This is a genomic window from Streptomyces abikoensis (genome assembly GCF_014648775.1).
GTDB lineage: Bacteria > Actinomycetota > Actinomycetes > Streptomycetales > Streptomycetaceae > Streptomyces > Streptomyces abikoensis.
This window is the reverse complement of sequence record NZ_BMRT01000009.1, coordinates 215,869-240,406: the sequence shown is the minus strand read 5'-3', so window position 1 is coordinate 240,406 and position 24,538 is coordinate 215,869. Positions and strand designations below refer to the sequence as shown.

Annotated in this window: 27 protein-coding genes and 1 tRNA gene; 13 read left to right on the top strand and 15 right to left on the bottom strand. The window is 71.4% G+C overall.

The features are described 5' to 3' along the window. Window positions 1–126 precede the first annotated feature (126 nt). From IE096_RS25925 to IE096_RS25915, 3 genes are all read left to right on the top strand, one after another. Entirely contained in the window at window positions 127–2,400 is a 2,274-nt protein-coding gene (locus IE096_RS25925; RefSeq protein WP_189455701.1) for a (Fe-S)-binding protein, read from the top strand. 116 nt (window positions 2,401–2,516) lie between these two features. Beyond that, complete coding sequence (locus tag IE096_RS25920) at window positions 2,517–3,029, top strand: MarR family winged helix-turn-helix transcriptional regulator (protein WP_189455699.1); 513 nt, start codon at window positions 2,517–2,519, stop codon at window positions 3,027–3,029. A gap of 124 nt (window positions 3,030–3,153) precedes the next feature. Continuing rightward, window positions 3,154–4,080 carry a Yip1 family protein gene (locus IE096_RS25915; RefSeq protein WP_373298204.1) on the top strand — a complete coding sequence of 309 codons (927 nt, stop codon included), beginning with the start codon at window positions 3,154–3,156 and terminating at the stop codon, window positions 4,078–4,080. A 157-nt stretch (window positions 4,081–4,237) separates the two neighbouring features. On the opposite strand, the gene IE096_RS25910 is transcribed toward IE096_RS25915, so the two are convergent. From IE096_RS25910 to IE096_RS31615, 3 genes are all read right to left on the bottom strand, one after another. Then, window positions 4,238–4,735, bottom strand: a complete 498-nt coding sequence (locus IE096_RS25910; RefSeq protein ID WP_087927366.1) for a phosphoribosyltransferase — start codon at window positions 4,733–4,735, stop codon at window positions 4,238–4,240. Window positions 4,736–4,779: 44 nt separating this feature from the next. Continuing rightward, window positions 4,780–5,355 carry a dCTP deaminase gene (dcd, locus tag IE096_RS25905; RefSeq protein ID WP_189455697.1) on the bottom strand — a complete coding sequence of 192 codons (576 nt, stop codon included), beginning with the start codon at window positions 5,353–5,355 and terminating at the stop codon, window positions 4,780–4,782. Between the two features lie 98 nt (window positions 5,356–5,453). Then, window positions 5,454–5,618, bottom strand: coding sequence for a hypothetical protein (locus IE096_RS31615; RefSeq protein WP_229820615.1), 165 nt, complete (start codon window positions 5,616–5,618; stop codon window positions 5,454–5,456). A gap of 256 nt (window positions 5,619–5,874) precedes the next feature. Here IE096_RS31615 and IE096_RS25900 point away from each other — a divergent pair. The 4 genes from IE096_RS25900 (at window position 5,875) to IE096_RS25885 (ending at window position 8,188) form a co-directional block, all read left to right on the top strand. Beyond that, a tRNA-Gly gene (locus IE096_RS25900) sits at window positions 5,875–5,945 on the top strand. A gap of 335 nt (window positions 5,946–6,280) precedes the next feature. Continuing rightward, the gene (locus tag IE096_RS25895; protein WP_189455696.1) at window positions 6,281–6,676 is read left to right on the top strand and encodes an ArsR/SmtB family transcription factor; all 396 of its coding nucleotides are present in this window, start codon (window positions 6,281–6,283) and stop codon (window positions 6,674–6,676) included. After that, on the top strand, window positions 6,673–7,776 hold the full coding sequence (gene arsB, locus IE096_RS25890) for an ACR3 family arsenite efflux transporter (protein ID WP_268248351.1): 1,104 nt from the start codon (window positions 6,673–6,675) through the stop codon (window positions 7,774–7,776). Before IE096_RS25895 ends, arsB begins: the two co-directional genes overlap by 4 nt. Continuing rightward, window positions 7,769–8,188 carry an arsenate reductase ArsC gene (locus tag IE096_RS25885; RefSeq protein WP_189455694.1) on the top strand — a complete coding sequence of 140 codons (420 nt, stop codon included), beginning with the start codon at window positions 7,769–7,771 and terminating at the stop codon, window positions 8,186–8,188. Before arsB ends, IE096_RS25885 begins: the two co-directional genes overlap by 8 nt. A 181-nt stretch (window positions 8,189–8,369) precedes the next feature. Here the strand turns inward: IE096_RS25885 and IE096_RS25880 are convergent, their stop codons facing one another. Further along, on the bottom strand, window positions 8,370–8,852 hold the full coding sequence (locus tag IE096_RS25880; RefSeq protein WP_189455692.1) for a DUF5994 family protein: 483 nt from the start codon (window positions 8,850–8,852) through the stop codon (window positions 8,370–8,372). Window positions 8,853–9,055: 203 nt separating this feature from the next. Here IE096_RS25880 and IE096_RS25875 point away from each other — a divergent pair, with 203 nt between their 5' ends. Together IE096_RS25875 and IE096_RS25870 are read left to right on the top strand one after the other, a co-directional pair. Further along, window positions 9,056–9,358 carry a hypothetical protein gene (locus IE096_RS25875; RefSeq protein ID WP_189455690.1) on the top strand — a complete coding sequence of 101 codons (303 nt, stop codon included), beginning with the start codon at window positions 9,056–9,058 and terminating at the stop codon, window positions 9,356–9,358. Further along, window positions 9,342–9,629 (top strand): hypothetical protein, encoded by a 288-nt coding sequence (locus IE096_RS25870; protein ID WP_189455688.1) that lies wholly within the window; start codon window positions 9,342–9,344, stop codon window positions 9,627–9,629. Before IE096_RS25875 ends, IE096_RS25870 begins: the two co-directional genes overlap by 17 nt. A 170-nt stretch (window positions 9,630–9,799) precedes the next feature. Here IE096_RS25870 and IE096_RS25865 read toward each other — a convergent pair whose 3' ends face one another. Further along, window positions 9,800–12,721 (bottom strand): AfsR/SARP family transcriptional regulator, encoded by a 2,922-nt coding sequence (locus tag IE096_RS25865; protein WP_189455686.1) that lies wholly within the window; start codon window positions 12,719–12,721, stop codon window positions 9,800–9,802. Between the two features lie 135 nt (window positions 12,722–12,856). Here IE096_RS25865 and IE096_RS25860 point away from each other — a divergent pair, with 135 nt between their 5' ends. Further along, window positions 12,857–14,794, top strand: coding sequence for a serine/threonine protein kinase (locus tag IE096_RS25860; RefSeq protein ID WP_189455684.1), 1,938 nt, complete (start codon window positions 12,857–12,859; stop codon window positions 14,792–14,794). A gap of 22 nt (window positions 14,795–14,816) precedes the next feature. Here the strand turns inward: IE096_RS25860 and IE096_RS25855 are convergent, their stop codons facing one another. The 5 genes from IE096_RS25855 to IE096_RS25835 form a co-directional block, all read right to left on the bottom strand. Then, window positions 14,817–15,536 carry a nucleotidyl transferase AbiEii/AbiGii toxin family protein gene (locus tag IE096_RS25855; protein ID WP_189455682.1) on the bottom strand — a complete coding sequence of 240 codons (720 nt, stop codon included), beginning with the start codon at window positions 15,534–15,536 and terminating at the stop codon, window positions 14,817–14,819. A gap of 95 nt (window positions 15,537–15,631) precedes the next feature. After that, a complete protein-coding gene (locus tag IE096_RS25850; RefSeq protein WP_189455680.1) occupies window positions 15,632–16,267 on the bottom strand; it encodes a hypothetical protein in 636 nt (211 codons plus the stop codon). Window positions 16,268–16,297: 30 nt separating this feature from the next. Continuing rightward, window positions 16,298–18,394 (bottom strand): hypothetical protein, encoded by a 2,097-nt coding sequence (locus tag IE096_RS25845; protein WP_229820613.1) that lies wholly within the window; start codon window positions 18,392–18,394, stop codon window positions 16,298–16,300. 125 nt (window positions 18,395–18,519) lie between these two features. After that, the gene (locus IE096_RS25840; RefSeq protein WP_189455678.1) at window positions 18,520–18,738 is read right to left on the bottom strand and encodes a hypothetical protein; all 219 of its coding nucleotides are present in this window, start codon (window positions 18,736–18,738) and stop codon (window positions 18,520–18,522) included. Between the two features lie 67 nt (window positions 18,739–18,805). After that, window positions 18,806–19,021, bottom strand: a complete 216-nt coding sequence (locus IE096_RS25835; RefSeq protein ID WP_189455676.1) for a hypothetical protein — start codon at window positions 19,019–19,021, stop codon at window positions 18,806–18,808. 240 nt (window positions 19,022–19,261) lie between these two features. Between IE096_RS25835 and IE096_RS25830 the strand changes: the two genes are divergently transcribed. After that, the gene (locus IE096_RS25830) at window positions 19,262–19,672 is read left to right on the top strand and encodes a helix-turn-helix domain-containing protein (protein WP_189455674.1); all 411 of its coding nucleotides are present in this window, start codon (window positions 19,262–19,264) and stop codon (window positions 19,670–19,672) included. Window positions 19,673–19,826: 154 nt separating this feature from the next. Continuing rightward, window positions 19,827–20,093, top strand: a complete 267-nt coding sequence (locus tag IE096_RS25825) for a hypothetical protein (RefSeq protein WP_189455672.1) — start codon at window positions 19,827–19,829, stop codon at window positions 20,091–20,093. Window positions 20,094–20,162: 69 nt separating this feature from the next. Here IE096_RS25825 and IE096_RS25820 read toward each other — a convergent pair whose 3' ends face one another. The 3 genes from IE096_RS25820 to IE096_RS25810 form a co-directional block, all read right to left on the bottom strand. After that, the gene (locus tag IE096_RS25820) at window positions 20,163–20,621 is read right to left on the bottom strand and encodes a rodlin (protein ID WP_189455670.1); all 459 of its coding nucleotides are present in this window, start codon (window positions 20,619–20,621) and stop codon (window positions 20,163–20,165) included. 231 nt (window positions 20,622–20,852) lie between these two features. Further along, window positions 20,853–21,296: a rodlin gene (locus tag IE096_RS25815; RefSeq protein ID WP_189455668.1), complete on the bottom strand. Its 444-nt coding sequence runs from the start codon at window positions 21,294–21,296 to the stop codon at window positions 20,853–20,855. Window positions 21,297–21,454: 158 nt separating this feature from the next. After that, window positions 21,455–21,784 carry a hypothetical protein gene (locus IE096_RS25810; RefSeq protein ID WP_189455666.1) on the bottom strand — a complete coding sequence of 110 codons (330 nt, stop codon included), beginning with the start codon at window positions 21,782–21,784 and terminating at the stop codon, window positions 21,455–21,457. 262 nt (window positions 21,785–22,046) lie between these two features. Here IE096_RS25810 and IE096_RS25805 point away from each other — a divergent pair, with 262 nt between their 5' ends. Then, window positions 22,047–22,646 carry a TetR/AcrR family transcriptional regulator gene (locus IE096_RS25805; RefSeq protein ID WP_189455664.1) on the top strand — a complete coding sequence of 200 codons (600 nt, stop codon included), beginning with the start codon at window positions 22,047–22,049 and terminating at the stop codon, window positions 22,644–22,646. A 214-nt stretch (window positions 22,647–22,860) separates the two neighbouring features. Here the strand turns inward: IE096_RS25805 and IE096_RS25800 are convergent, their stop codons facing one another. Together IE096_RS25800 and IE096_RS25795 are read right to left on the bottom strand one after the other, a co-directional pair. Further along, a complete protein-coding gene (locus IE096_RS25800) occupies window positions 22,861–23,565 on the bottom strand; it encodes a ScbR family autoregulator-binding transcription factor (RefSeq protein WP_126914951.1) in 705 nt (234 codons plus the stop codon). A gap of 198 nt (window positions 23,566–23,763) precedes the next feature. Further along, complete coding sequence (locus IE096_RS25795) at window positions 23,764–24,537, bottom strand: SDR family NAD(P)-dependent oxidoreductase (protein ID WP_189455663.1); 774 nt, start codon at window positions 24,535–24,537, stop codon at window positions 23,764–23,766. Window position 24,538: the final 1 nt, after the last annotated feature.

Here is a 24,538-nt window from a genome sequence, read left to right as displayed (position 1 = left end):
CGGCGATGCGGGTATATCGCGCGCGCGAGAGTGAGTAGTCTCGAACGGACTGGATAAGTTACCGATTGGTAATCCCGCTCCAATCCTCCATCCCCGCTCTATCCCGCAGGTCCGAGGAGCCCTCCCATGCAACTCGCCGCGATCATCGTGTCGCTGGTCCTCATCGCGGTCGGCGTAGCGCTGTTCGGCCGTGCCCTCTTCCAGATCTACCGCTTCGTACGGCTCGGCCAGCCCGTACCGGCGGGCACCCGCACCGACGAACCGGTACAGCGCACGGTCACGGTGGCCAAGGAGTTCCTCGGCCACACCCGGATGAACAAGTGGGGCGTCGTCGGCGTCGCGCACTGGTTCGTGGCGGTGGGCTTCTTCTCGCTGCTGCTGACCATCGTCAACGCCATCGGGCAGCTCTTCAAGGCCGACTGGCTCCTGCCGGTCATCGGCGACTGGGCGCCCTACAACGTCTTCGTCGAGTTCATCGGCACGATGACCGTGCTCGGCATCCTGGCGCTCATCGTCATCCGGCAGCTGAACCGGCCGGGCGGCGCGGGCCGCAAGTCCCGCTTCGCCGGCTCCAACACCGGCCAGGCGTACTTCGTCGAGTCCGTCATCCTCATCGTCGGCGTCTGCATCTACATGCTGCACGCCCTTGAGGGCGCCCAGCACCACGTCGACGGCTACGAGGCGTCGTTCTTCCTCTCCTACCCGGTCGTCTCGTGGCTGGAGGGGATGGACGTCTCCACCCTCCAGAACCTCACCTACTTCTTCGCCGGGCTGAAGATCGCGACGTCCTTCATCTGGATGATCACGGTCGCGCTGAAGACGGACATGGGTGTCGCCTGGCACCGCTTCCTGGCCTTCCCCAACATCTGGTTCAAGCGCGAGGCCGACGGTGACGTGGCGCTGGGCGCGCTCCAGCCGATGACCAGCCGCGGCGAGCCGATCGACTTCGAGGACCCGGCGGAGGACGCCGTCTTCGGCGTCTCGAAGGTCGAGGAGTTCTCCTGGAAGGGCATCCTCGACTTCTCCACCTGCACCGAGTGCGGCCGCTGCCAGTCGCAGTGCCCCGCCTGGAACACCGGCAAGCCCCTCTCCCCCAAGCTCCTGATCATGGCGCTGCGCGACCACGCGCACGCCAAGGCGCCGTACCTGCTGGCCGGTGGCGGTAAGGACGCCGAGGGCGAGGAGAAGGGCACCGCCGAGCAGCTGAAGGACGTCCCGGCGGCCGCCCTGGCCGAGGCCGAGCGCCCGCTGATCGGCACCCTCGCGGAGAACGGCGTCATCGACCCGGACGTGCTGTGGTCCTGCACCACGTGCGGCGCGTGCGTCGAGCAGTGCCCCGTCGACATCGAGCACGTCGACCACATCGTCGACATGCGCCGCTACCAGGTGATGATCGAGAGCTCCTTCCCGTCCGAGGCGGGCACGATGCTCAAGAACCTGGAGAAGAAGGGCAACCCCTGGGGCCTGGCCAAGAAGCAGCGGCTGCAGTGGACCAAGGAGGTCGACTTCGAGGTCCCGGTCGTCGGCAAGGACATCGAGGACCTCACCGAGGTCGACTACCTCTACTGGGTCGGCTGCGCCGGCGCCCTGGAGGACCGCGCCAAGAAGACCACCAAGGCCTTCGCGGAGCTGCTGCACATGGCGGGCGTGAAGTTCGCCATCATGGGCGGCGAGGAGAACTGCACCGGTGACTCGGCCCGCCGTCTGGGCAACGAGTTCCTCTTCCAGCAGCTCGGCCAGCAGAACGTCGAGATGCTGAACATGGCGTTCGGTGAGGACTCCGAGGACGAGTCCACCAAGAAGCCGAAGGCGAAGAAGAAGATCGTCGCGACCTGCCCCCACTGCTTCAACACCATCGCGAACGAGTACCCGCAGCTGGGCGGCGAGTACGAGGTCATCCACCACACGCAGCTGCTGCAGCACCTCATCGACGAGGGCAAGCTGATCCCCGTCACCCCGGTCGAGGGCCTGATCACCTATCACGACCCCTGCTACCTGGGCCGCCACAACAAGGTCTACACCCCGCCGCGCGAGATCATCGCCAAGGTGCCGGGCCTGCGCAACGAGGAGATGCACCGTCACAAGGAGCGCGGCTTCTGCTGCGGCGCCGGCGGCGCGCGCATGTGGATGGAGGAGCGCATCGGCAAGCGCATCAACAACGAGCGCGTGGACGAGGCGCTGTCCCTCAACCCGGACATCGTCTCCACGGCCTGCCCCTTCTGCCTCGTCATGCTGACCGACTCGGTCAACGGCAAGAAGAACGACGGCAAGGCCAAGGAGTCCATCCAGGTCGTCGACGTCTCCCAGCTGCTGCTGGAGTCCGTGAAGACCCCGGCCGCCCCGGAGGGCGACGGCGAGCCGGCCGACGCGCCGGAGCCGGACCCGGAGCCGGTGAAGTAACCGCTTCCGCACCGTGTACGAGGCCGGGCCCCGCGAGCGATCGCGGGGCCCGGCCTTCGTCAGTGGCAGCGAACACACTTGATCTCAACCATGCTTGAGGTCCTACTGTCGAAGACATGACGACGACGCCGCAGAACACCCAGCTCACCACCCCCAAGTCCGACGACGGCAACCTCGCGGGACAGCCCGTCGGCTACTGGACGTACGCCGCCCACAAGGCCGTCATCACCCACATCCGGGCCGCCCTGGCCACGCAGGACGTGACGCAGCCGCAGTGGTGGGTGCTCAACCGCACCGCCCTCGTCGAGGGCGGGCTGACGCGGCAGGAGCTGCGCGTGGCGCTCACCGTCAACCTCGACCACCGGCCCGAGGAGATCGACCAGGCCCTGTACGCCCTCGTCGCCCGGGGCTGGCTGACCGAGGGCACCGACGACCGCTACGTGATGACCGACGCCGGCCGCGAGGCCAAGGAGCGCATCTTCGAGGTCGTGCGCCGGGTGCGCGCGGAGATCCACGCCGGCATCACGGACGAGGAGTACGTCGCCGCCCTCACCGTCCTTCGCCGCATGATCAGCAACGTGGGCGCCGACGAGCTGCTCTCGCCCGACCGCTGGCTGCCCAAGCGGTAGAGGACGTTCCCCCTGGGCCTCCCCTGGGTTTTCCCCTAGGGGATGTCACAGCTCGGCCGCAAAGCCCGGTCCGTTCACCCATGGGCGGCTCCGGTCGCTCTCCGGAGCGGGTACGTTCGAAGGCGTGGCTGGATTCAGGATGGGACGCGGACGGGACGCGCAGGGCCCCGGGCCCGCGTGGCAAGGACAGCAGGCTCCGTACGGCGGTGGCCAGGGCGCGCCCGGACACTCCGGCGCGCCCGGCGGCGGCTACGGGGACCAGCGGCAGTGGCAGGGGCAGGGCGGCTACGAGGAGCCGGAGTACTTCGGCGGGAGCGGACAGCCGCAGCAGCAGCCGTACCAGCAGCCGCAGGCCCCGCAGGGCTACCCCCAGGACCCGTACTACGGGCAGGACGCGGGCCGCACCCAGCAGTTCAGCGTCGGCGAGGCGCCGGACGCCTACGGCGCGGGCGACGGTTACGGCGGAGGCTACGGCGACGGGCCCGCCGGCCCGCCCCCGACGCCGCCCGGTCCCCGGCTGCACTGGAAGGACCTGCTGACCGGCATCGTGCTGCGCCCGACGGCCACCTTCTGGCAGATGCGGGACCACCAGGTGTGGGCGCCGGCCCTGATCGTCACGTTCGTCTACGGCCTGCTCGCCGTCTTCGGCTTCGACAAGGCCCGCGCGGACGTGCTGCACGCCTCGTTCGCCGACGTGCTGCCCGCCGTGCTGATCACCGGCGTGATCATGGTCGTCGCCGGGCTGATCCTCGGCGCGGTCACCCACACCCTCGCCCGGCAGCTGGGCGGCGACGGCATATGGCAGCCGACCGTCGGCCTGTCGATGCTGATCATGTCGATCACGGACGCGCCCCGGCTGCTCTTCGCGATGTTCCTCGGCGGCGACAGCACCCTCGTCCAGCTGCTCGGCTGGGCCACCTGGCTGGCGGGCGGCGCGCTGCTGACGTCCATGGTGAGCAAGTCGCACGACCTCCCGTGGCCGCGGGCGCTGGGCGCGTCGGCGATCCAGCTGGTGGCGCTGCTGTCGCTGATCAAGCTCGGCACGCTTTAGCGTTCCGCCGGGTTTTGTCTGCGGGCCGGCAGTGGCTGGTCGCGCCCACGCGGCGGCAGCCGCACGACGACACAGCCCCGCGCCCCTGACGGGGCACGTACGTACGTGAAAGGGCCCGCCGATTCGGCGGGCCCTTTGCCGTACGTACCGCTACGCCTTACGCGTCGAGGACCTGGCCCTCGCGGCGCACCACCGGCGGCTCGACCGACCACGGGAAGTTGATCCACTCGTCCGTCTTCTTCCAGACGTACTCGCACTTCACGAGCGAGTGGCTCTTCTCGTAGATGACCGCGCTGCGCACCTCGGCGACGTGCTCCAGGCAGAAGTCGTGGACGAGCTTGAGCGTCTTGCCGGTGTCGGCGACGTCGTCCGCGATGAGGACCTTCTTGTTCGAGAAGTCGATCGCGTTCGGGACGGGCGAGAGCATGACGGGCATCTCGAGGGTGGTGCCCACACCGGTGTAGAACTCGACGTTCACCAGGTGGATGTTCTTGCAGTCCAGGGCGTAGGCCAGACCGCCGGCGACGAAGACGCCGCCACGGGCGATGGACAGGATGATGTCCGGCTCGTAGCCGTCGTCCGCGATGGTCTGTGCCAGCTCACGGATGGCCTGCCCGAAGATCGGGTAGGTCAGGTTCTCGCGGATCTCGCTCACGTTGCTCTTCGCCTTGTTCCCTGGACCGTCGTGGCTGTGGACGGTCAGACCTGCGTGCGGTGGAAATTCTGGAAGGACCGCGAGGGCGTGGGCCCGCGCTGTCCCTGGTAGCGGGAACCGTGCTTCGCGGACCCGTAAGGATGCTCGACGGGTGACGTCAGCCGGAACATGCACAGCTGGCCGATCTTCATCCCCGGCCACAGCTTGATCGGGAGCGTGGCCATGTTCGACAGCTCCAGCGTCACGTGCCCGGAGAAGCCCGGGTCGATGAAGCCGGCCGTCGAGTGCGTCAGCAGACCGAGACGGCCGAGGCTGGACTTGCCCTCCAGCCGCGAGGCGACGTCGTTGGGAAGCGTGATCACCTCGTACGTCGAGGCCAGCACGAACTCGCCCGGATGCAGGATGAACGCCTCGTCGCCCTCCGGTACCACCTCACGCGTGAGGTCCGCCTGCTCGACCGCGGGGTCGATGTGCGGGTACCGGTGGTTCTCGAACACCCGGAAGTAGCGGTCAAGCCGCACATCGATGCTCGACGGCTGCACCATCGATTCGTCGAACGGGTCGATCCGCACACGGCCGGCGTCGATCTCGGCCCGGATGTCCTTGTCTGAGAGAAGCACGTGTCGAGGATACGCAAAGAAGCCGGACAACCTGACAACGCGGCCCCGGCCCCGGACGGGCCGGGGCAGGGGCCGATGATCGAAGACCGCGCCGGGCGTCAGTTCTTCTCGGGCGCCACGGGGACGGAGTGCCGCAGCCGCGCGCAGCGGGGGCAGCGCAGCAGCCGTCCGGGGCCCAGCCGGCCGGGTCCGAGATTCTGCATCGGGAACGAAGCGGTGCTGAACACGTGCCCCTCGGCACAACGGACGACGGTGCGCTCCATAGAGCTCCCTTTCCCCAGGTACGTGAACGACAAAAGCCACATTAGGGGATGTTTCGGACCGGCCGGAACGCGGCACCCCGACACCCCTCGCCGTTTGCCGATCCCCCCACGGTACGCCCCAACTCCCGCCCGCCACGCCGGTGTCCCCATCGCCCCCACAGCGCCCTCACACGACAGGAAGGCCCCCGGGCGAGTGCGCCGGAGACCTTCGATGGGGTAGAGTGTGCGACGATGCGAGGCCCTGAGGGGCCTTCGCGCGGGCGTAGTTTAATGGTAGAACATGAGCTTCCCAAGCTCAGAGCGCGAGTTCGATTCTCGTCGCCCGCTCTGTACCGAACCCCCAGGCCGTCGGCCTGGGGGTTCGTCGTTGTCCAGACTTCTCGCCGAACGCCAATTCGCCTTTCCCAAGCCCAGTTGACGACACGGCAGGGCTCCTTCGCCGCACCGGCACCACCCTTTCCAGGTCAGGCACCACACCGACAGCCGGCGACAGCCGACGCCTGCTCGTCGCCGGAGGGCTGATCACCGGTGCGGCAGGCATCCCCTGCCTCTCCGAGACGCCGAGGCGGTCCAGGCGAGCGTCCTGGCCAGCCTCGCTGTGCTGTATCGATCGACTTCGATACAAGCTTGCGACTTGAATCGATAGACGTCAACATAGAAACATGTCGAATCAAGGATCCGTGACGCCCGGGCAGGACGGCCCCGGCGGCTGCTGCCCCGGCCTGCTGACCGCGCCGCTCGCCGAGGATCAGGCGGTGGAGCTGGCGAAGGTCTTCAAGGCCCTGGGCGACCCGGCGCGGCTACGGCTACTGTCGATGATCGCCTCCCGGGCCGGTGGGGAGGTCTGCGTATGCGACCTCACCCCCGCGTTCGACCTGTCCCAGCCGACGATCTCCCACCACCTCAAGCTCCTGCGCGAGGCCGGGCTCATCGCCTCCGAACGGCGCGGGACGTGGGTGTACTACCGGCTGCTGCCGGAGATGACCGACCGCCTCGCCGGCATCCTCACCCGCCCCGCCGGCCGGCCCCTGCCCGAGCCGGCAGAGGCCCCATCGTGACCCGCACGACCACCGCCCCGGTGGCGGCCCGGCTGTCCTTCCTCGACCGCTACCTCGCCGTCTGGATCCTCCTGGCGATGGGCGTCGGCCTCGGCCTGGGCCGTCTCGTGCCCGGCCTGGGCGATGCGCTGGCGAAGGTGACCGTCACCGGGGTCTCGCTGCCGATCGCGCTCGGCCTGCTGGTGATGATGTACCCGGTTCTGGCCAAGGTCCGCTACGACCGTCTCGATGCCGTCACCCGCGACCGCCGCCTTCTCGTGCCATCGCTGCTGTTGAACTGGGTGCTGGGCCCTGCGGTGATGTTCGCGCTGGCGTGGCTGTTCCTGCCGGACCTGCCCGAGTACCGCACCGGCCTGGTCATCGTCGGGCTGGCCCGCTGCATCGCCATGGTCATCATCTGGAACGACCTCGCCGGCGGCGACCGCGAAGCCGCCGCCGTCCTCGTCGCCCTCAACTCGGTCTTCCAGGTCCTCGCGTTCTCCGCCCTGGGCTGGTTCTACCTCTCCGTCCTGCCCGGCTGGGTCGGTCTTCAGACCACCGGCCTGCACATCTCGGTGGGGGAGATCGGCCGCAGTGTGCTGGTCTTCCTCGGCATCCCGCTCGCCGCCGGCTACCTCACCCGCCGCCTCGGCGAGAAGACCAAGGGCCGCACCTGGTACGAGACGAAGCTGATCCCCCGCATCGGGCCGTTCGCTCTCCACGGGCTGCTGTTCACCATCGTCGTGCTCTTCGCCCTTCAGGGCGACGCCATCACTTCCCGGCCTCTCGACGTCGCCCGGATCGCGCTGCCCCTGCTGGTCTACTTCGCCGTCATGTGGGCCGGATCGATGGCACTGGGCCGCGCGGCCGGCCTGGACCACCCGCGCGCCACGACCCTGGCGTTCACCGCTGCGGGCAACAACTTCGAGCTCGCCATCGCGGTCGCCATCGCCACCTTCGGCGCCTCCTCCGGCCAGGCCCTCGCCGGGGTCGTCGGCCCGCTGATCGAGGTACCCGTCCTGATCGGCCTGGTGTACGTCGCACTCGCCGCCCGCCGCTACTTCCCGCCGTCCCCCACCGGCCACCCGGCCACCGCCCCGGAAGGTTCCGCCCGTGTCTGACTCCGCCAAGCCCTCGGTGCTCTTCGTGTGCGTCCACAACGCCGGACGCTCCCAGATGGGCGCCGCCTTCCTCACCCACCTCGGCCGAGGGCACGTCGAAGTCCGCTCCGCAGGCTCCGCGCCCGCCGAGACGGTCAACCCGGCCGTGGTCGAGGCGATGCGCGAGGTCGGCATCGACATCTCCGCCCGGACTCCGAAGCTGCTGACCACCGACGCGGTCCAGGCGTCCGACGTCGTCATCACCATGGGCTGCGGCGACGCCTGCCCCGTCTTCCCCGGCAAGCTCTACCTCGACTGGAAGCTCGACGACCCCGCCGGGCAGGGCGTCGAGGCCGTGCGCCCCATCCGCGACGAGATCGAGCGACGCGTCCGCGAGCTCCTCACCGAACTCGGCCTCGACGCCGGCGCATGACCGTACCCACCACCGTGCTCCGAACGGCCACTGGCTGCGGACGCGCGGGGGGGGCGGGCGCGGGCCCTGGCGTCGATGCCCGCGGCGACCTCCTGCTGCCGCTCGCCGTCGGAGTGCTGGTAGCTCATCGCAGCCTTCTCCGAGGGCCGGCCGGCGACTCGGGGGTTCGCATGGCATGACGTCAGGTCGAGGATTTCCGACCGGTTCCGGTGTTGATGAGAATCCGTGCCGCCTGCGTGACGTTGCCGGCCCGGACGGCCTGGGACATCGCGGCGCGCGCCGCCTGCGGGGTCGCGTGCGGTGGCACCACCAGCAGCGAGAAGTGGTCCTGTTCGCCCCGGGTGATCAGCACGGTGTCGTCACCGACCGGGAAGGAGTCGAGGTGCACCACTCGGTCGTCGACGACCAGCCGGGTCGGAAGCTCGTCCCAGGCCGTGGCATCCAGCCCGACGCGGGTGATCGGGCCGAGGTGCTCGGTGAGAGCGCTCACCAGAGCGGGCAGCTCGGTCGCGATGTCACGCGACCGCGGCCACCACGCTCCGTCGAGGATGCCCTCGCGGGATCGCGTCGTCTCCAACCGGAGGAGCGCGGTCCCCGGCTTGACGTCCTCGTTGAGCGTGCCCGGCGGCAGCCCGGAGGCAGGGGGTGTACCGGAGTCAGCCATGATCGTTCCGCCCGTCGCGGGTCCACGGAGCGGCGGATACCGAGTCCGCCGCTCTCCACGCTACGCCGCGGGCCACGCGCGTGGGGCATCCTGTCCGGAGCCTCCTGTGGGGAGACCGAGTCGGCCGCGCAGAGCACACGTGCCCGGGCATACGATGCAAAGGGGGCATGCCGAAAGCGGCACTGCGCCGCGGGAGGTACGCCATGAACAACGAGCAGCCGTCCTCCGTGGCCCACGCCGAGGTCCGTATCGTCGGCGCGACGCCGGAGGTCTGCCGTCGTGTCGCGGAGGTGCTCCGTCGCTGCTTCTCCTCAACCGAGCAGCGCAGCTACCCCGCCGGCCAGGACGGAGGAACCCGGCTTCACCTCACCGTCGACACCGCACACCCGGCGGAGCCCGCGCGGTCCTGGCTGGCGGCCAGCCGGTCGCCGGCCGGCGACCGCGCCGAGGCGGGCGAAGCGCGTCCACCGCGGCCCGGAGAGCGACGTCATGACGACACTGGGTGAACGCAGGGCCTATCGCAGAGCGGTCCTTGAAGCTCTGTACGCGGCCGTCGAACTCAATCGTCCGGAGGTCAGCGGGGCAGCGCTCCGGGACCGGCTGCCCATGCCCGACGAGGACCTTTCGGCCGCCTGCGCCTACCTGGCGGACGCGGGCCTGATCGCTGTCGACTGGACCTCGCACAGCACACCCGCCACCGTCTCGCTCACCCATGACGGCATCTGCTTCATGGAAGAGGAGGAGGCGGAGGAGCGGGAAGAGGAGGAACGCCACTGACGCGGGCGCCGCTGTCCTGCGACCGCACAAACCTTCCATCGCCGCAGGTCAGACGCATGAGAGCGTTGCGAGCGCCCGTGATTCCCCAGCTCGGGGCGCGAGTTCGATTCCCGTCGCCCGCTCTGTACCGAACCCCCAGGCCGTCGGCCTGGGGGTTCGTCGTTTTCCGCTCACCCCCGCACCGGGGTCCACGACGGCCAGGGCTCCGTGCGCACCGAGCGGTCGAGGTCGCCGCTGAGCTCGCGCAGGGTGCGGGCCTCCGGGGCGCCGATGCGGGCGAGCACCGCGTGCGCCTCCGACCAGTGCAGCCGGGCGGTGTCGGGGTCGGGGAGGCGGGCGGTGGCGTGGCCGAGTTCGGCGAGGGCGAGGCCCGCGCCGTACTGGTCGCCGTCGGCCGTGAAGGCGTCCACGGCACGGGCGGCGGCGTCCGCAGCCTCGGCGGCGCGGCCGGCGGCGCGCAGGACGCGGGTGAGGCTCATCAGGGTGCGGCCGGTGCGGCGGAGCTCCTCGGGACGCAGCAGGGCGAGGGCGCCGCGGAAGTGGCCGGCGGCCCCGTCGAGGTCGCCGCGCTCCTCGGCGAGGGTGCCGAGGGTGCTCAGGGCGAGGGCCTCCAGGCCGCTGTCGTTCAGGGTGCGGCACAGGGCGCGGGCCGTGGCGGCGGCGTTCCCGGCGGCGTCGGCGCGGCCCCCGGTGGCCAGGGACCGGGCGAGGCCCAGGAGTTCGGGGACGACGGCGGCGGTCGAGCCGAGGGCGTCGTGGAGGGTGGCGGCGGCCCGGAAGGCGTCGGCGGCGTCCTCGTGCCGGCCGGCCCGGGCGAAGCAGGCGCCCAGCGCGCTGTGCGCGTGGGCGTGGACGACGGGCGGCAGGGCGTGGCGGACGCACAGGTCGCGGGCGGCGATCAGTTCGGCGAGGGCGGGGGTGGTGGCGGTGCCCATCTCCAGGAGCAGCCGGCCGAGGGCGAGGCGGACGCGCGCCTCGACGGCCGGGTCGCCGTCGGCGAGGGCGGCGCCGAGGAGGGCGAGGGCGGCCCGGCCGAGCCGGCGGGTGGCGTGGCCGCAGTCGTGCCGGAGGGTGCTGTCGAGCAGCAGCTCGGCGGCGGCCCCGAGCTCCGGTCCGGCGGTGGGCGTCCCCTCGGCGTACCGCTGGAGCACGGCGGCGACGTCGCAGGGGTCGATACCGGGGTCGCCGTGGTAGCGGCGGACCACCCGGCCGAGCGCCGCGCGGACGTGCTCCGGCTCCCCTTCCGGGCCGCACAGCTTCTGGGCGAAGGCGGACAGCAGGTCGTGGTAGCCGTAGCGCTCGGGGGCGGGCGTCTCCAGCAGGGAGCAGTCCACCAGTGATTCGGCGAGGTCCTCGGCCTCGTAGCGGGGCAGTTCGAGGACGGCGGCGACGGCGTCCAGCGGGAGGTTCGGGAGCCGGAGCGCGGCCAGCAGGCGGAAGGCGCGGGCCTGCGCGGCGTCCAGCTGCTCGTAGCTGAAGCGGAAGGCGGTCTCCACGTCGACGGTGCCGGAGCGCAGGACGTCCAGGCGGCGCCGGTCGTGCTCGTCCTCCAACTGCTCGACGACGCCGCCGATCCGCCAGGCGGGCCGGCAGGCGAGCCGGGAGGCGAGGAGGCGGATGGCGAGCGGGAGGTGGCCGCAGGCCGCCACGCCGCGGCGCGCGGCTTCCGCTTCGGCGTCGACCCGGTCCGCGCCGACGACGCGGGTGAAGAGTTCGAGGGACTCCTCGGGCGTGAGCACGCCGAGGGCGACGAAGCGCATGCCGGGAAGCGGGTCGAGCCGGGTGCGGCTGGTGACCAGGACCGCGCAGCCGTGGCCGCCGGGCAGCAGCGGGCGTATCTGCTCGGTGTTGCGGGCGTTGTCGAGCACGATCAGCACCCGGCGGCCCGCCACCGCCGAACGGAAGAGGTCCGTCCGCTCGGTGAGCCCGGCGGGCACCGCCTGGGCGGGCACCCCGAGGGCGCGCAGGAAGCCCTCCAGGATCTCCTCGGGCGGGGTGGGCCGTCCGTCGTCGTCGTGCAGGACGGCGTAGAGCTGGCCGTCGGGGAACGCGTCGGCCAGTCGGTGCGCGGTGCGCACGGCGAGCTCCGTCTTGCCGACGCCGCCGAGGCCGGATATCGCCACCACGGGCATGCCGTCGGGCCGCAGCAGCGCCTCGGACACGGTGGCCGTCTCGGCCTCGCGGCCGGTGAAGTCGGACGCGGTGAAGGGCAGTTGCCGGGGCGCCAGCGGCCAGGGGGCGGGTGCCGCCTCCGCGCGGGCCGGCCGCCGGCCGTCGAGGGGCCGGGTGTCGGGCGTGCGCGGCGCCGGGACGGCGGGCACCAGGTCCGGGTCGGCGGCGAGCACGCGCCGGTGGAGCTCGCGCAGGGCCGGTCCGGGGTCGACCCCGACCTCCTCCGCCAGCACCCGGCGCGCCTCGTCGTACGCCTTGAGCGCGTCGGCCTGCCGGCCGGACCGGCACAGGGCGGTCATCCGCAGCTCGGCGAAGCGCTCGCGCAGCGGGTACGCGGCGGTGAGCCCGGCGAGCTCCTCGACGACCTCGCGGTGGCGCCCCTGTTCGAGGTCGATCTCCAGCCGATTCTCCAGCAGTTCGACCTTGCGCTCGTTCCACCGGGTGCGCTGCCGCTCGGCGTACGGGCCGGGGAGGGCGAGCAGCGCGTCGCCGCGCCACAGGTCCAGGGCCCGCTCCAGGAGGCGCAGGGCGCCCTCCGCGTCGCCGTCGGCGCGACGGGCGGCGGCCTCGGCGGCGAGCTCCTCGCACCGGGTGGCGTCCACGCGGTCGGCGGCGACGCGCAGCCGGTAGCCGCCGGACTCGGAGGTCAGGACGTCCGCGCCGAGCACCCGGCGCAGCCGGTAGGCGTAGGTGCGCACCGTGCCGAGGGCCGAGTGCGGCTGCTCCTCGCCCCACAGGGCGTCGATGAGCCGGTCGGCGGAGACCGTCCGGCCCCCGCTCAGCAGCAGCATGCCCAGCATGGCGCGCTGCTGCGGTGGTCCGAGCGGCAGTTCGGCCCCGCTCCGCCAGGCCCGCAGCGGGCCCAGAACGGAGAAGCACAGCCCCTCGGGCGCTTCCGGCGCGCTCGTTCCGATTGCCATGAATTCAGCCATACCTGTCGTGATTTCCTCTAAGTGGAGGGTATTCTGCACCCCCGGCCGCACCGATCATTTCCTTTCAGTTTCCTTTGGCTTTTTTCGGCTACTTTCGAACGCGGTCGTACAGGGTGGGGAAAAGTGCGGGGTAGAACCCTTGCCGGGCGGTACACGCTGGCCGAACGGCTCGCTAGCGGTTCCATGGGGACGGTGTGGACGGGGTGGGACTCCGTCCTGGAGCGGCAGGTCGCCGTGAAGCTGCTCCGCTCGCCGGTGGAGGACGACACGACGTTCGCCGAGCGGTTCCGCTCCGAGGCGACGGCCATGGCCAAGCTCAACCACCCCGGCATCGTCTCGGTGTACGACTACGGGCAGGAGCCCCCGGAGGCCGGGGGCACCGGCGAGCCCACCGCGTTCCTGGTGATGGAGCTGGTCACCGGCGAGTCACTGGACGCGCTGCTCCGCCGCGAGGGCGCGCTGCCCCCGGAGCGGGCGCTGGACCTCGCCGTACAGGTCCTGGAGGCCCTGCGCGCCGCGCACGGTGCCGGGATCGTCCACCGCGACGTCAAACCGTCGAACCTGCTGCTGCGGGACGACCGGATCCTGGTCGCGGACTTCGGCATCGCGCTGCCCGACTTCTCGCCCCGCCTCACCGCCTCCGGCACACGGCTGGGCACCGCCCCGTACCAGGCGCCCGAACAGGCCGCCCGGGGCCGGGTCACCCCCGCCGCCGACCTCTACTCGGTCGGCGTGGTCCTCCACGAGATGCTGGCCGGGCGGGTGCCGTTCGACGGCGCGACCGCCTTCGAGATCACCCTCAAACACCTCACGGAGCCCCCGCCGGAACTGCCGGACGACATCCCGGTCCCGGTGCGGGAAGTCGTGCGACGGGCGCTGTCCAAAGCGCCCGAGGAGCGGTGGGAGAGCGCCGCCGCGATGGCCGGTGAACTGGCCGCCGTGCGGGACGCGGTGGTGGTGTTCTCCTCGTACGGTTCCTCGGCCGCGGCCCCCGCCGCGAAGCCGTCCTCCGCCACGAAGTCGTCCGCCGCGGAGTCCTCCGCCACGGAGCCGTCCACCGCCGGGACCATCACCGCCCCGAGGATCGGGGGCGCCCGGTGGCGGGTCCTCGTGTGGGCGCTCGTGGTGGCCGGCATCGCGGCGAGCACCACCGCCGTCGCCGTCCCCCTGGTCCTGCGGGACAGCGGCGAGCGGCGCGCGCGGGCGACCGCCGAGGACGCCGGGAGCGTCCGTCCGGGCGTCTCCCCCGCCGCGCCACGGGCGCTCGCCGCGCCCGGCGCGCCCGGCGCGTCCGCCTCCCCCGCCGCCTCGCCGAGCGCGAGTTCCGGCCATCCCGGGGGCAGTCCGACCCCCTCCGGAGGCACGCCCTCCGCGTCCGGCGGCGCGACGCCCGACCTGACGCGACCCTCCTCGCCGGGCGTCGGCTACACCGTCCCCGACCCGGCGGCCACCGCGCAGCCCCACCGGAAGGGGACGGGCGACGGCACGGGCGGGGATTCCCGGCCCGACGCCGGCCGACCGGCACCGGACCCCTCCAAGGACCCGGCCCCCTCCAAGGACAAGGACCCCGCCAAGCCGGCCCCCTCGAAGCCCGACCCCGCGAAGCCGAACCCGCCCGGGCCCGCCGCCCTGCCGGCGAAGGTGCAGTGGCGCAACGGCTTCACGGCCCTGGACAACGACAACAGCCGGAACATCGACGGCAATCGCGTCGGCACCTGGGACATCAACGCGAGCCGTGCCCAGCAGTGGCGGCCGACCAAGTACGGGGACGACAGCTACACCTTCACCAACGTCGCCACCGACGGGAAGGTGCTGGACATGAACCGCGAGAACCGCATGGCCCAGGTCTGGGGAACGCCCCAGGGCGCCGCGGCGAACCAGCGGTGGCGCGTCCTTCCCGAGGGCGCCGGCTACCGGCTGGTCAACGTGGAGAACCAGGAGTGCCTGACCGCCGCCGGGCTGCACGTCCTGACCTACGTCAGCCCGTGCAACGGCGGCGACGGTCAGCTGTGGACGGCCGTGGACGCCGACAGCTACGAGACGAAGGACTCGTCCCCGTGAGGGGAACGACTCCCTCCGCCGCCTAGCTCCCGTCCCGTTCCTCGTCCCGCTCCTCGTCCTCGTACGGCGCCTCTTCCAGCAACCGTTCGCCGATGTCGTCGGACCAAACCCGCGCCCAGGCGCGCAGTTCGGCGATCCGGTCCTCCGTGAGCCCGTACGCGGCGAACTCGCGGTCGTCGATCCAGTCGGCGCCGTCCAGCCGGGCCCGGAGGTCGGCCGGGTCGAAGGCGTCGTCCCAGGCGTGCCGCCTGCCGAACTCCTCGAGTTCGGCGGGCGGCCAGTGGGCGGAGGCGGCGTGGACGTCGATGAAGTCGCGGGCGAAGCCCCGGGCGGCCAGGGCGCGGACCTTGGTGCCGACGACGTCCTCGGCCGCCAGGCAGGGCCCCAGCCCGGTGGGGACGAGCGGGCGCCAGACCGTCTCCTTGAGGAGCAGCACGGCGCGCTCCTCCCCGGTCTCCGGGTCGGTCACCGCGAAGCGGGCCGACAGCGGGTCGGCCTCGGTGTGCCCCACCCGCCAGCCGCGCTCCGCGAGGGCCGCCCGCAGGGCCACGACGAGGTCGGGCAGCGGTTCCTGGCTGTCGGTGGCGAGCGTCGCGTTGCGCACGGGCCGGTCGACCAGGCCGAGCGCCCGCAGGGCGAGGCCGCCGGTCAGGACGAGCGGATACGCCGCCCCCGCCGTGACGAGATCGGCGATCAGCCGCCGGAGGGACCCGGCGATCGGCGCACGGCCATCCGCTTCCATGACCGTGATTATCGCCCAGGGAACGAGCAAAGAATGATCTCCACGTGCCCGCGCGGGACGCGGTCGTGCCGCGCCCCGCGAGTGGCCCGCGTACGTCAGTGCTGCGGCCAGCCGTCCAGCTGCCGGTGGACCTTCACGGACGGGCGCGCCGGGTGGGCGGCGGTCAGTGAGCCGGGCCGGGACAGCAGGGCCTTCACCTCGTCGGCCAGGGAGTCCGCCTGGCGCTTGAGGTCCGCGGCGGGCAGCCGGGAGGCGCCCAGCGCGTCCAGCCTGCGGTGGATGTCGGCGAGCCGGTGCTGGGCGTCGGCGGTGAGCCGGGCGGGCGTGGCGGTGGAGACGACGAACTGGTAGGCGCCCGCGAGGGTCTGGCAGCCGTCGCAGTGCTCGTTGACGGCGTGGCCGTTGTTGACCGCGGTGAGCCGGACGTGCTCCCCCGAAAGGGTGATGACCTGGAAGGACAGGGCCACCGAGCGGCAGGCGTCGTCGGCGGTGCACCCCACCGACTTGGCGTCCGCGCGGTTGCCGACGCGGGCCGCCGCGACCGAGCCGAACTGGTGGACGGTGAAGCTGTCGCGGTAGTCGACGTGGTGCCGGTGGTTCGCGGTCGTCCGGACGCCGTCCTGGGTGACGACGACGGCCTCGGCGGCCTGGGCCGGGCCGGTGGCGGCCGCGGCGAGACCGGCGGCCAGCAGACCGATCCGCAGAAAGTGGCGCGAGAGGTAGGCGTTCATGGAGTGCTCCTAGCGACGGTGACGGGTGGATCAGTGGGTCGCGGCCGGCGTCGCCGTCGGCGAGGGCGCCGGGGTCGCCGGGGCCGCGGTGGTGGGTGCCGGGGCCGGGGTGCCCGTCGGCGCGGGGGCCGGGGCGGGCGGCACGGGCGCGGCCGACGGGGACGCGGTCGCGGCCGGGGAGGGCACCGGCTTGGGTGCCGGGGAGGACGGCAGTGCGGGGGGCAGTGGGGGCGCGGTGGTGGGCGCCAGGACGACCGGGCCCGGGACCGCGGAGGGCTTGGGGGCCGGGGCGGGCCGGCCCGCCGGGGCGGCCGGGGCCGGGGAGGCCGGCGGGGGCGGCGAGGGGAGCCCCGGCGCGGCCGGCGGGGTGCGCCAGGGCAGCGGGGAGAGCGCGGGGGTGGCCGCGTCCGGGCCGGCACCGCCGGGGATGCGCCCGGGGACGGGAAGGGGCGCGGCGGCCTCGCCCGGCTCCGGGACGGGCGCCACGGTGGGGACGTTGGGCTGGAGGATCGGCGCGATCGGCGGCTTGGGCGGCAGCGGCTTGGGCGTGACCCCGCTGGTCCAGGCGAAGGCGAGGGTGGTGGCCACGGCGGCGACGCCCAGGACGAGCGCGGCGCGCAGCCGGGGGCGTCCGGAGGTGGCGCGCAGGGCGTTGCGGCCCAGCCGTCCGGAGAGCCGGACGGACAGGTACGTCATGCCGGCCAGCGGCACGATCAGCATCAGGCTGCCCAGCACACCGGCGAGCCCGGCGGCCCACTGCCCGTCCGCGAACGCCTCGTAGGTGCCGATGAGTTGCTGGGTGAGGGAGCGGACGCCCGTGGCGACCAGGCGCGGGAGGTTCCACAGGGCGTAGGCGACCTCGGCGGCCAGCAGCGGGACCATGGTGAGCACCCAGGTGGTGACGACGGCCCGGGTCTTCGGCTTGAGGTCGGCGACGGCGGGGTCGGTGCCGCGCCAGGGCAGCGCGCTCAGCAGGATCGGCTTGATCTTGCCGTAGAGGTCGGGCACTCCGGCGAGGTCGCCGAGGATGAAGTAGCCGTCGAGCCGGACGGCCGGCATCAGCTGTTCGAGCACCTCGAAGTGGCCGAGGTAGACCGCGCAGAGCAGAAAGGGCTGGCCGGTGGCGAAGTACGCCCCGGTCAGCAGCAGCATGAAGACGACGTTGAAGTAGACCCCGCCCAGATCGGTGCGGATCCGCCCGGCGCGGCCGATGCGGTAGACGTCGGTGACGTCCGTGTACATCGAGGGCCAGATCAGGAAGAGGCCGCAGCCGATGCAGCCGGGTGTCGCGCCGTCGTATCTGCAGGCGGAGGCGTGGCCGAACTCGTGGAAGACGAGCGAGGCGACGGTCAGCCCGAAGACCGCGAGCAGCAGCAGCGGCTGGTCGAGGACGTTGAGCACGGGCGTCATCGCGCCGTGGAAGCCGAACAGCCAGGTGTCCATGGCCAGGGCCAGCACCAGTACGACCGCCACCACGGGCGGGCGGTGGAGCCAGACCAGCGAGCGGGCGATGACGGCGACCCGCCGCTCGTTGAAGATCACGCGGTGGCCCTTGAGGGCCAGCAGCAGGTCGGAGCGCGGGCCGTCGACCTCGTCGGTCTCCTGGCCGGGCGGCACGGTGATGCCGAGCGGCTGGAGCTTGTTCTCCACCAGATAGCCGATGTTCTCGGCGCTGACCTCGCGGCCGAACGAGGCGCTGACCTCCCGGGCGATCTCCCGGGTGTCGCGCCGCCCGTCGACGGCGGAGGCGACCAGGTGGAGCAGCCGGGAGAGCTGCACCACCTGGCCGTCGCCGCGGCGGGCGATGTATTTGGGCTCGGTGAACCCCGAGCCCTGGTACTCACCGTGCAGCCGCAGCCCGGCGCTGAGCCGCGGGACGACGGCTCCCGCTTCGGGCGGCGGCGGTGCGGGCCGCTCCGCGAAGAGCGGCAGCGGGGTCCCGGTGGCCTCCCCCTCCTCGTACGCCGGTGACAGGGCGTACGGAAAGCCGCCGGGACCCGGCACCGGGGCTCCGTTGTCCCCTGTCCGGACCTCGGTCCCCCCGGTGTCGAAGTGGATCGTCGTGGTCGTGCCCGTGGTGCGGCGATGGCGGCTACGGCCGGCCTCGTGGTCTCCGACCACCGTCATCTTGTCTCCCCCTGGACGAATTCCGACGGATCCACCGTTGTCCCCAACCCCCAAGCCCCCCCCTGGGGATCGGCGGACCGCGCTTCCCCTGGACGCGGTCCGCCGAGCGCGTGGGCCGGACCGGCCTACTGCTTGATGGAGATGGACTGCGCCGCCTCGGACTGCGCCACCGCGAACGGCGAGTTGTCGTTCACCGCGAGCGACTCGTTGTGCGCGTGGACGTTGGCGATGTGCTTGGTGACGCTGGTGGTGCGGGAGAAGCTGAACTTCAGCTTCCCCAGGGCCTCACGGCCGGGCAGCAGCTCAGCGGACTCGGCGTCGAGCTCGTGCGCGTTCATGCTCATGGCAGTGCCTTTCTCTCTCACGACGTGTGAACGATGTGCGGTACTACTGCTGGACTACCGCTGCCGACTACTGCTGGATGGCGATGGCCTGCGTGGCCGCCGACTGGGCGACGGCGTCCGGCGAGCAGACGTTCAGCGCCGTCGACGTGTTGTGCGCCGAGACGTTGGCGATGTGCTTGGTGACGGTCGTGGTGCGGGAGAAGCTGAACTTCAGCTTCCCCAGGGCCTCGCGGCCGGGCAGCAGCTCAGCGGACTCGGCGTCGAGCTCGTGCACATCGAGCATGGTCGTCCCCCTCGGGATGGTGGTCCGTACGACGACGGACCGAGGTGTCGCGTCCGGACCCGGGCAGGACCCCCCGGCCCGCGTCCGATGCGGTCGGACAAGCTGTCCAACGAGATTGGACAGTAGTGGGGTCCGCCGACGCCGCGCAAGCGGTTCCCGGAGATCCCTCTCTGGACGTCCTCCGTAGAATCGGTTCACCCGAGCGCGCCCGAGCCAGCCGAGAGCAGGAAGCGACCTTCAGTGACCAACGCACTGAGCCAGATCATCAAAGAGCGCCTGGACCGGCAGGGGTGGTCCTACGGGGAGGTCGCCCGCCGGGGCGGCGTTCCGCGCTCGACCGTGCACCACCTGGCCACGGCCGAGCGACTGGTGCGGATGCCGCAGCCGGCCACGCTCGAAGGACTGTCGCGCGGCCTCGAGCTCCCCCTGGACACCCTGCGCCGCGCGGCGGCCGAGGCCTGCGGGATCCACCTCTACCCGACCTCCGAGCCGGCTCCGGACACCAAGGAGCCCACCGCGCCGGCGGACCCGGAGGTCGATCTGCTCATCGCGAGTGTCCAGCGGCTGTCCTCCGACGACCGCCGGCATGTGGCGGCCCTGGTCGAGTCGCTGCTCGAACGCGCGCCCAAGGATCACCCGAACGGGGGCTGAACTGCCCGTTTGCGAGCGGGAGTTCCACATACGGACGTCGGCCGCGATGCCCCCGGTTCCCGGATCACCGGATTCCGGCGAATATTCGCATCCGCCCGAGGAGCGCGTCCCCACCGGGCTATCGTCTCGGTCTGCCCGAAGCCAGGGGGAATGTGTGCTCGTTGTCAGTGGTGCCTCGACGTCCAACGCCGTCGTCCGGGGGCGCTCCGGGGAATCCGTGGTCCTGCTCTCCGGTGAACTGCCCGAAGTGCTCACCGAACGGAGCGTCGCCGAACTGCTCGACCTGGCGGCCGCGGTGCTGACCGGCGAGGAGATGGCCATGTTCCGCGACTGCCTGCGCGCGCTGCGCCGGGGGGAACGGCTGGGGCACCGCCGGGTGGAGGTGGGCGGCGCGGTGCTGACGATCTACCACGAGAGCTGAAACGGCGGGAGCCGCCCTCGGCCCCGAGACCGGAGGGCGGCTCCCGCGCGGGCGGGTCAGGCGAGGCCGTCAGTGGCCGTGCTCGTGACCATGACCGTGCCCACGGAGGCCGAGCTCCCCGAAGAGCCCGCCCTCGTTGCCGGAGCCGTTGCCCGACAGGATCGGGATGTCGTCGAGGATGTGCGACAGCGGGTCGTCCCCGTCGTTGATCGTCGAGTTCTCGGTGCACATCTGCTGCTGCTGCGACGACAGGATCGGGACGTCCTGGAGCCCGACGTTGAGCAGGCCGAGGACCGACTGGGCGCCCAGCTTCCCGATGGCGATGCACGGCTTGTTGAACGAGCCGTTGATCAGACCCATCTGGGGGCTCATATAGCCGCTGGTGTAGGTGTTGCCGTACATCTGCATGGCGCCGTTGGCGTTGTAGACGTCCCTGGCGTCACCCCCGCCTTGCGCGAACGCGGGGGCCGACGACACGCCGACCGCGGAAACCGCGAGCGCGGCCGTGGCCACAACCTTCTTGAACACGTTCTTCCCTCAGCTCCGGTCGACGAACTTCCTGAACTCACTGCCTAACTCGGAGCGATCGCGAAGGTTATCGGCCTTCATTCCTTCGGCCCAGCGCGGAACGGCATATCAGCACACCGGAAGGAATTCCCCGGGAAGGCTCCGACTCGCCCGGAAAAAAGGGGAGTCCCCCCGCGGCGGGTCCCGCACACCCGCCGCAGAGGGACTCTTGTCCGTAGCCGGACGGTCCGGTCAGTGACCGTGACCGTGCTCGTGCGACTCGAACTCCTCGGCCTCGCCGCCCTCGCTGTTGCCCGAGCCGTTGCCCGACAGGATCGGGATCTCGTCGAGGATGTGCGACAGCGGGTCGTCCCCGTCGTTGATCGTCGAGTTGTCGGTGCACTGCTGCTGCTGCTGCGAGGTGAGGATCGGGATGTCCTGGACGCCGATGTTGATGAGCGCGAGGACGGACTGGATGCCCAGCTTGCCGATGGCGATGCACGGCTTGTTCAGCGTGCCCTGGATCAGGCTCATCTGCGGGCTTTCCTTGCCGCCGGTGGCCGTGTTGCCGTAACCCGTCCTGGCGCCGTTGGCGTTGAGCACATCCTGGTCGTTTCCGATGGCCATCGCCGGCGAGGCGACGGCGCCGACCGCGGAAGCCGACAGGGCGGCCGTGGCGAGAACCTTCTTGAGCACGTCTATGCCTTTCGATCGAGTAGCGCCCCCACAGAGAAAGCGTTCTGAATAACTCCGGCCCATTCCCTGGGTTGCGGGGTTTCACTCGTTCGATCCAGTGGGACGCGCCGGCCGCGATCGGCGTTCACATGGCGTTCATAGCGAAAATCAAAAAGCCCTCAACGGGTCATTCGCCGATAGGAAAAAATGCTGGTCAGGGTCACGTACCGGTATTGCCCGCCGCGTTCGCTGCGCAGTTCGCCGCGCTCGATGAGATGGGCCACGGTCCACGGGGAGAGCCCCAGCAACGAGGCCGCCGTGCGCACCGGGACGCTCAGCCCCTCGAATACCGCGGGCAGGGGCTCCGCCGGGGAACGGCCGGCCGGAGCCCGGTCGTCCGGCGCGGGCTCGGCGGGCGCGTCACGACGCGTACCACCGGCCGCGGCGAGACCCGTCGCGTAGTAGTCGTGTGCGTAGTAGTCGATCGCGGCAGCAACATGTCGTGCCATGTCGACGCGCACCATCCCCTCGGTCCAGTCACATTTACGTACCTGCCGCCAGGCTAGTCAGCTAGGCCGGAAGCGTAGGAGGCCCCTAGCCGGGCGTCAAGTATGGTTTCACCTTGCCTGCCGTCCGGCTAGATTCCCTGCGTCGCACCTGTCCCGGCCGCCACAAGGGCACCGATGAGGCGGGGCACCCGTTACTTACTTGCCGACGGGCTAGTTAGGGACATAAAGAAAGCGCACCACGGACCAGCAGGAGAGTGAGCCCATGGGCAGCACACCCCAGCCACGCAAGAGCGACACCCGCGAGCGCATCCAGCGGACGGCCCTCGGCCTCTTCGTCTCGCGCGGCTACGAGAAGACCTCGCTGCGGGAGATCGCCGAGGAGCTCGGTGTCACCAAGGCCGCGCTGTACTACCACTTCAAGACCAAGGAGGACATCCTCGGCGCCCTCTCCGACCAGCTCGGCCGCCCGGTCGACGAGTTGATCGCCTGGGGCCGGGAGCAGCCCGCCACCCTGGCCACCAAGCGTGAGCTGCTGCGCCGTTACAGCGCGGCCCTGCGCGAGGCGGCGCCGATCTACCACATCCTCCAGGAGAACCAGGCGACGCTGCGGGACCTCGCCATCGGCGAGACGCTGCGGAAGCGGGTGACGGCGGTCTCCGGACTGCTCCACGACGGCGAGGCGCCGCTGGACACCCGGGTGCGCCTCTCCAGCGCGCTGCTGGCCGTCCACTTCGGCGCGCTCACCATGGACGCGCTGCCGGGGGACCGGGAGGACAAGCGGGAGGCCGTCCTGCGGGTCGCACTGGAGATCCTCGACTCCACCGCCCGCGAGGCCCCCGCGCCGGCCGTCACCGCGGGCTGACGCCGCTCGGCGGGGTAGAAAAAGTCGGGCCGGCCGCTTGGGAAAAGTGGCTGGCCAATACACCGTTCAATACCGTCACGTCGGTTTGCTCTACCGCTGACGAATGCTTTCAGCCGTCACTTTCCGGCCAGCCTAAGAGAAACGGGTGCCCTGCGGCACCCTATTTACGGAATAAGACACTCCACCCCGGTGAAAAGACCGAGGACGACTGCTTTCAGCCCACCCCGGCCGGCGCGGCCTCCAGGGCGGCCTCCGCCTCGGCCGCCCGCAGGCGCTGCCGCTCCGCCTCGGCCAGGGCGCGGGCACCGCGCCCCGGGGCCATGTCGAGGCGGGCCAGCACCGAGGGCACGGCCACGCTGGGCATCACGTGCTCATAGAGGATCGTGGCGCGACGTTCCAGGTCGGCGCGGTTGTTGATGGCCTGGGACATGGTGTTGATGCCGGCGTACGCGCCGACGATCAGCTCCGCCGTATCGGCCGGGACCACGTGCGGCAGCACCTCGCCGCGCTCCTTGCCCTCGGCCAGGACGCGCGTGTGGAGCTCCGTCCAACCGTGGAAGGGGCCGCTGCGGTTGAGGTTCGTCGAACCGTGTTCGAGCGTGAGCCGGACGCTGCCGCGCAACAGCGGGTCCACGAGCAGCCGATGGGCGAAGATCATCCCCATGTCGACCAATTCCTGCATCTTGGAGGCGCGGCCCGGCTCGGCGGCCGGCATGTCCGTCATCATCTGGGCGTCGATCACGGCGAGCGCCAGTTCCTCCTTGGAGGCGAAGTGGAAATACAGCGCCCCCTTGGTCACTTCGGCCCGGGCCAGGATCTCCGTAATGGTGGCGGCGTCGTAACCCCGCTCGTCGAACACCACCGCGGCCGCTTCCAGAATGGACTGGCGAGTCCTGATCGCGCGGTCCTGCTTTGCCACGGTCTGCCTCCGGATCGATGAGATAGCTCCGCCGCGTCCCGGCGGCGAGGGCGACATGTCGCCGGCCATACGTGCCGCGGTCGCCCCGGAAATCAAACCGGCGAGTACGTATCCTATCAAGAGCCGTCTGGCAACATGGCGCAATACACTCGATACCAATTCGTCCGGGGCGCCGCGGCCGGTCGTCCAACTCCCGTGTCACACCATGTGGAAGCCGCCGTCCACGGGCACGGTGGCGCCGGTGACGAAGGACGAACGGTCGCTCAGCAGCCAGGCCGCGGCCTCCGCTATCTCCTCCGGCTCCGCGGTACGGGGCTGCGGGGACGCCGCGTGCAACGCCGCCTCGATTCCCGGGTTCCGTTCGAACCACTCCGCCACCACCTCGGTGCGCGTGGTGCCCGGGGCCACGGCGTTCACCCGGATGCCGCTCTCCGCGTATTCGGCGGCCGCCGCCCGGGTGAATCCGATGACCGCGTGCTTGGCGGCCACGTACGGCGCGGCCACGGGAGTGGCCAACAGCCCGCCCACGCTGCTGTTGTTGACGATGGAACCACCGTCACCGGACTCCAGCATGGCGGCGATCTCGTCCCGCAGGCAGTTCCAGGTGCCCCGGGCGTTGACGTCCATCACGGCGTCGTAGAGGTCGTCGTCCATCAGGTGCAGCGGAGTGCGTCCCGCGCCCCAACCCGCGTTGTTGAAAGCGGAGTCAAGCCTTCCGTAACGCTCCACGGCGAAGGCGACCGCACGGGCGGTGTCCTCGCGCCGCGTCACGTCGGTGACCACGTACGCCGCCTCGGCCCCCGCCCCGCGCAGCTCCGCGACCAGCTCGCGCAGCCGGTCCTCGCGCCGGGCGGCCAGCACGACGGTCGCCCCCTCTCGGGCGAAGACCCGTGCGGCCGCCGCGCCGATGCCACTGCTGGCACCGGTGATCAAGGCGATCCGGTCCCGCAGCAATCCCTGGTCACTCTTCATC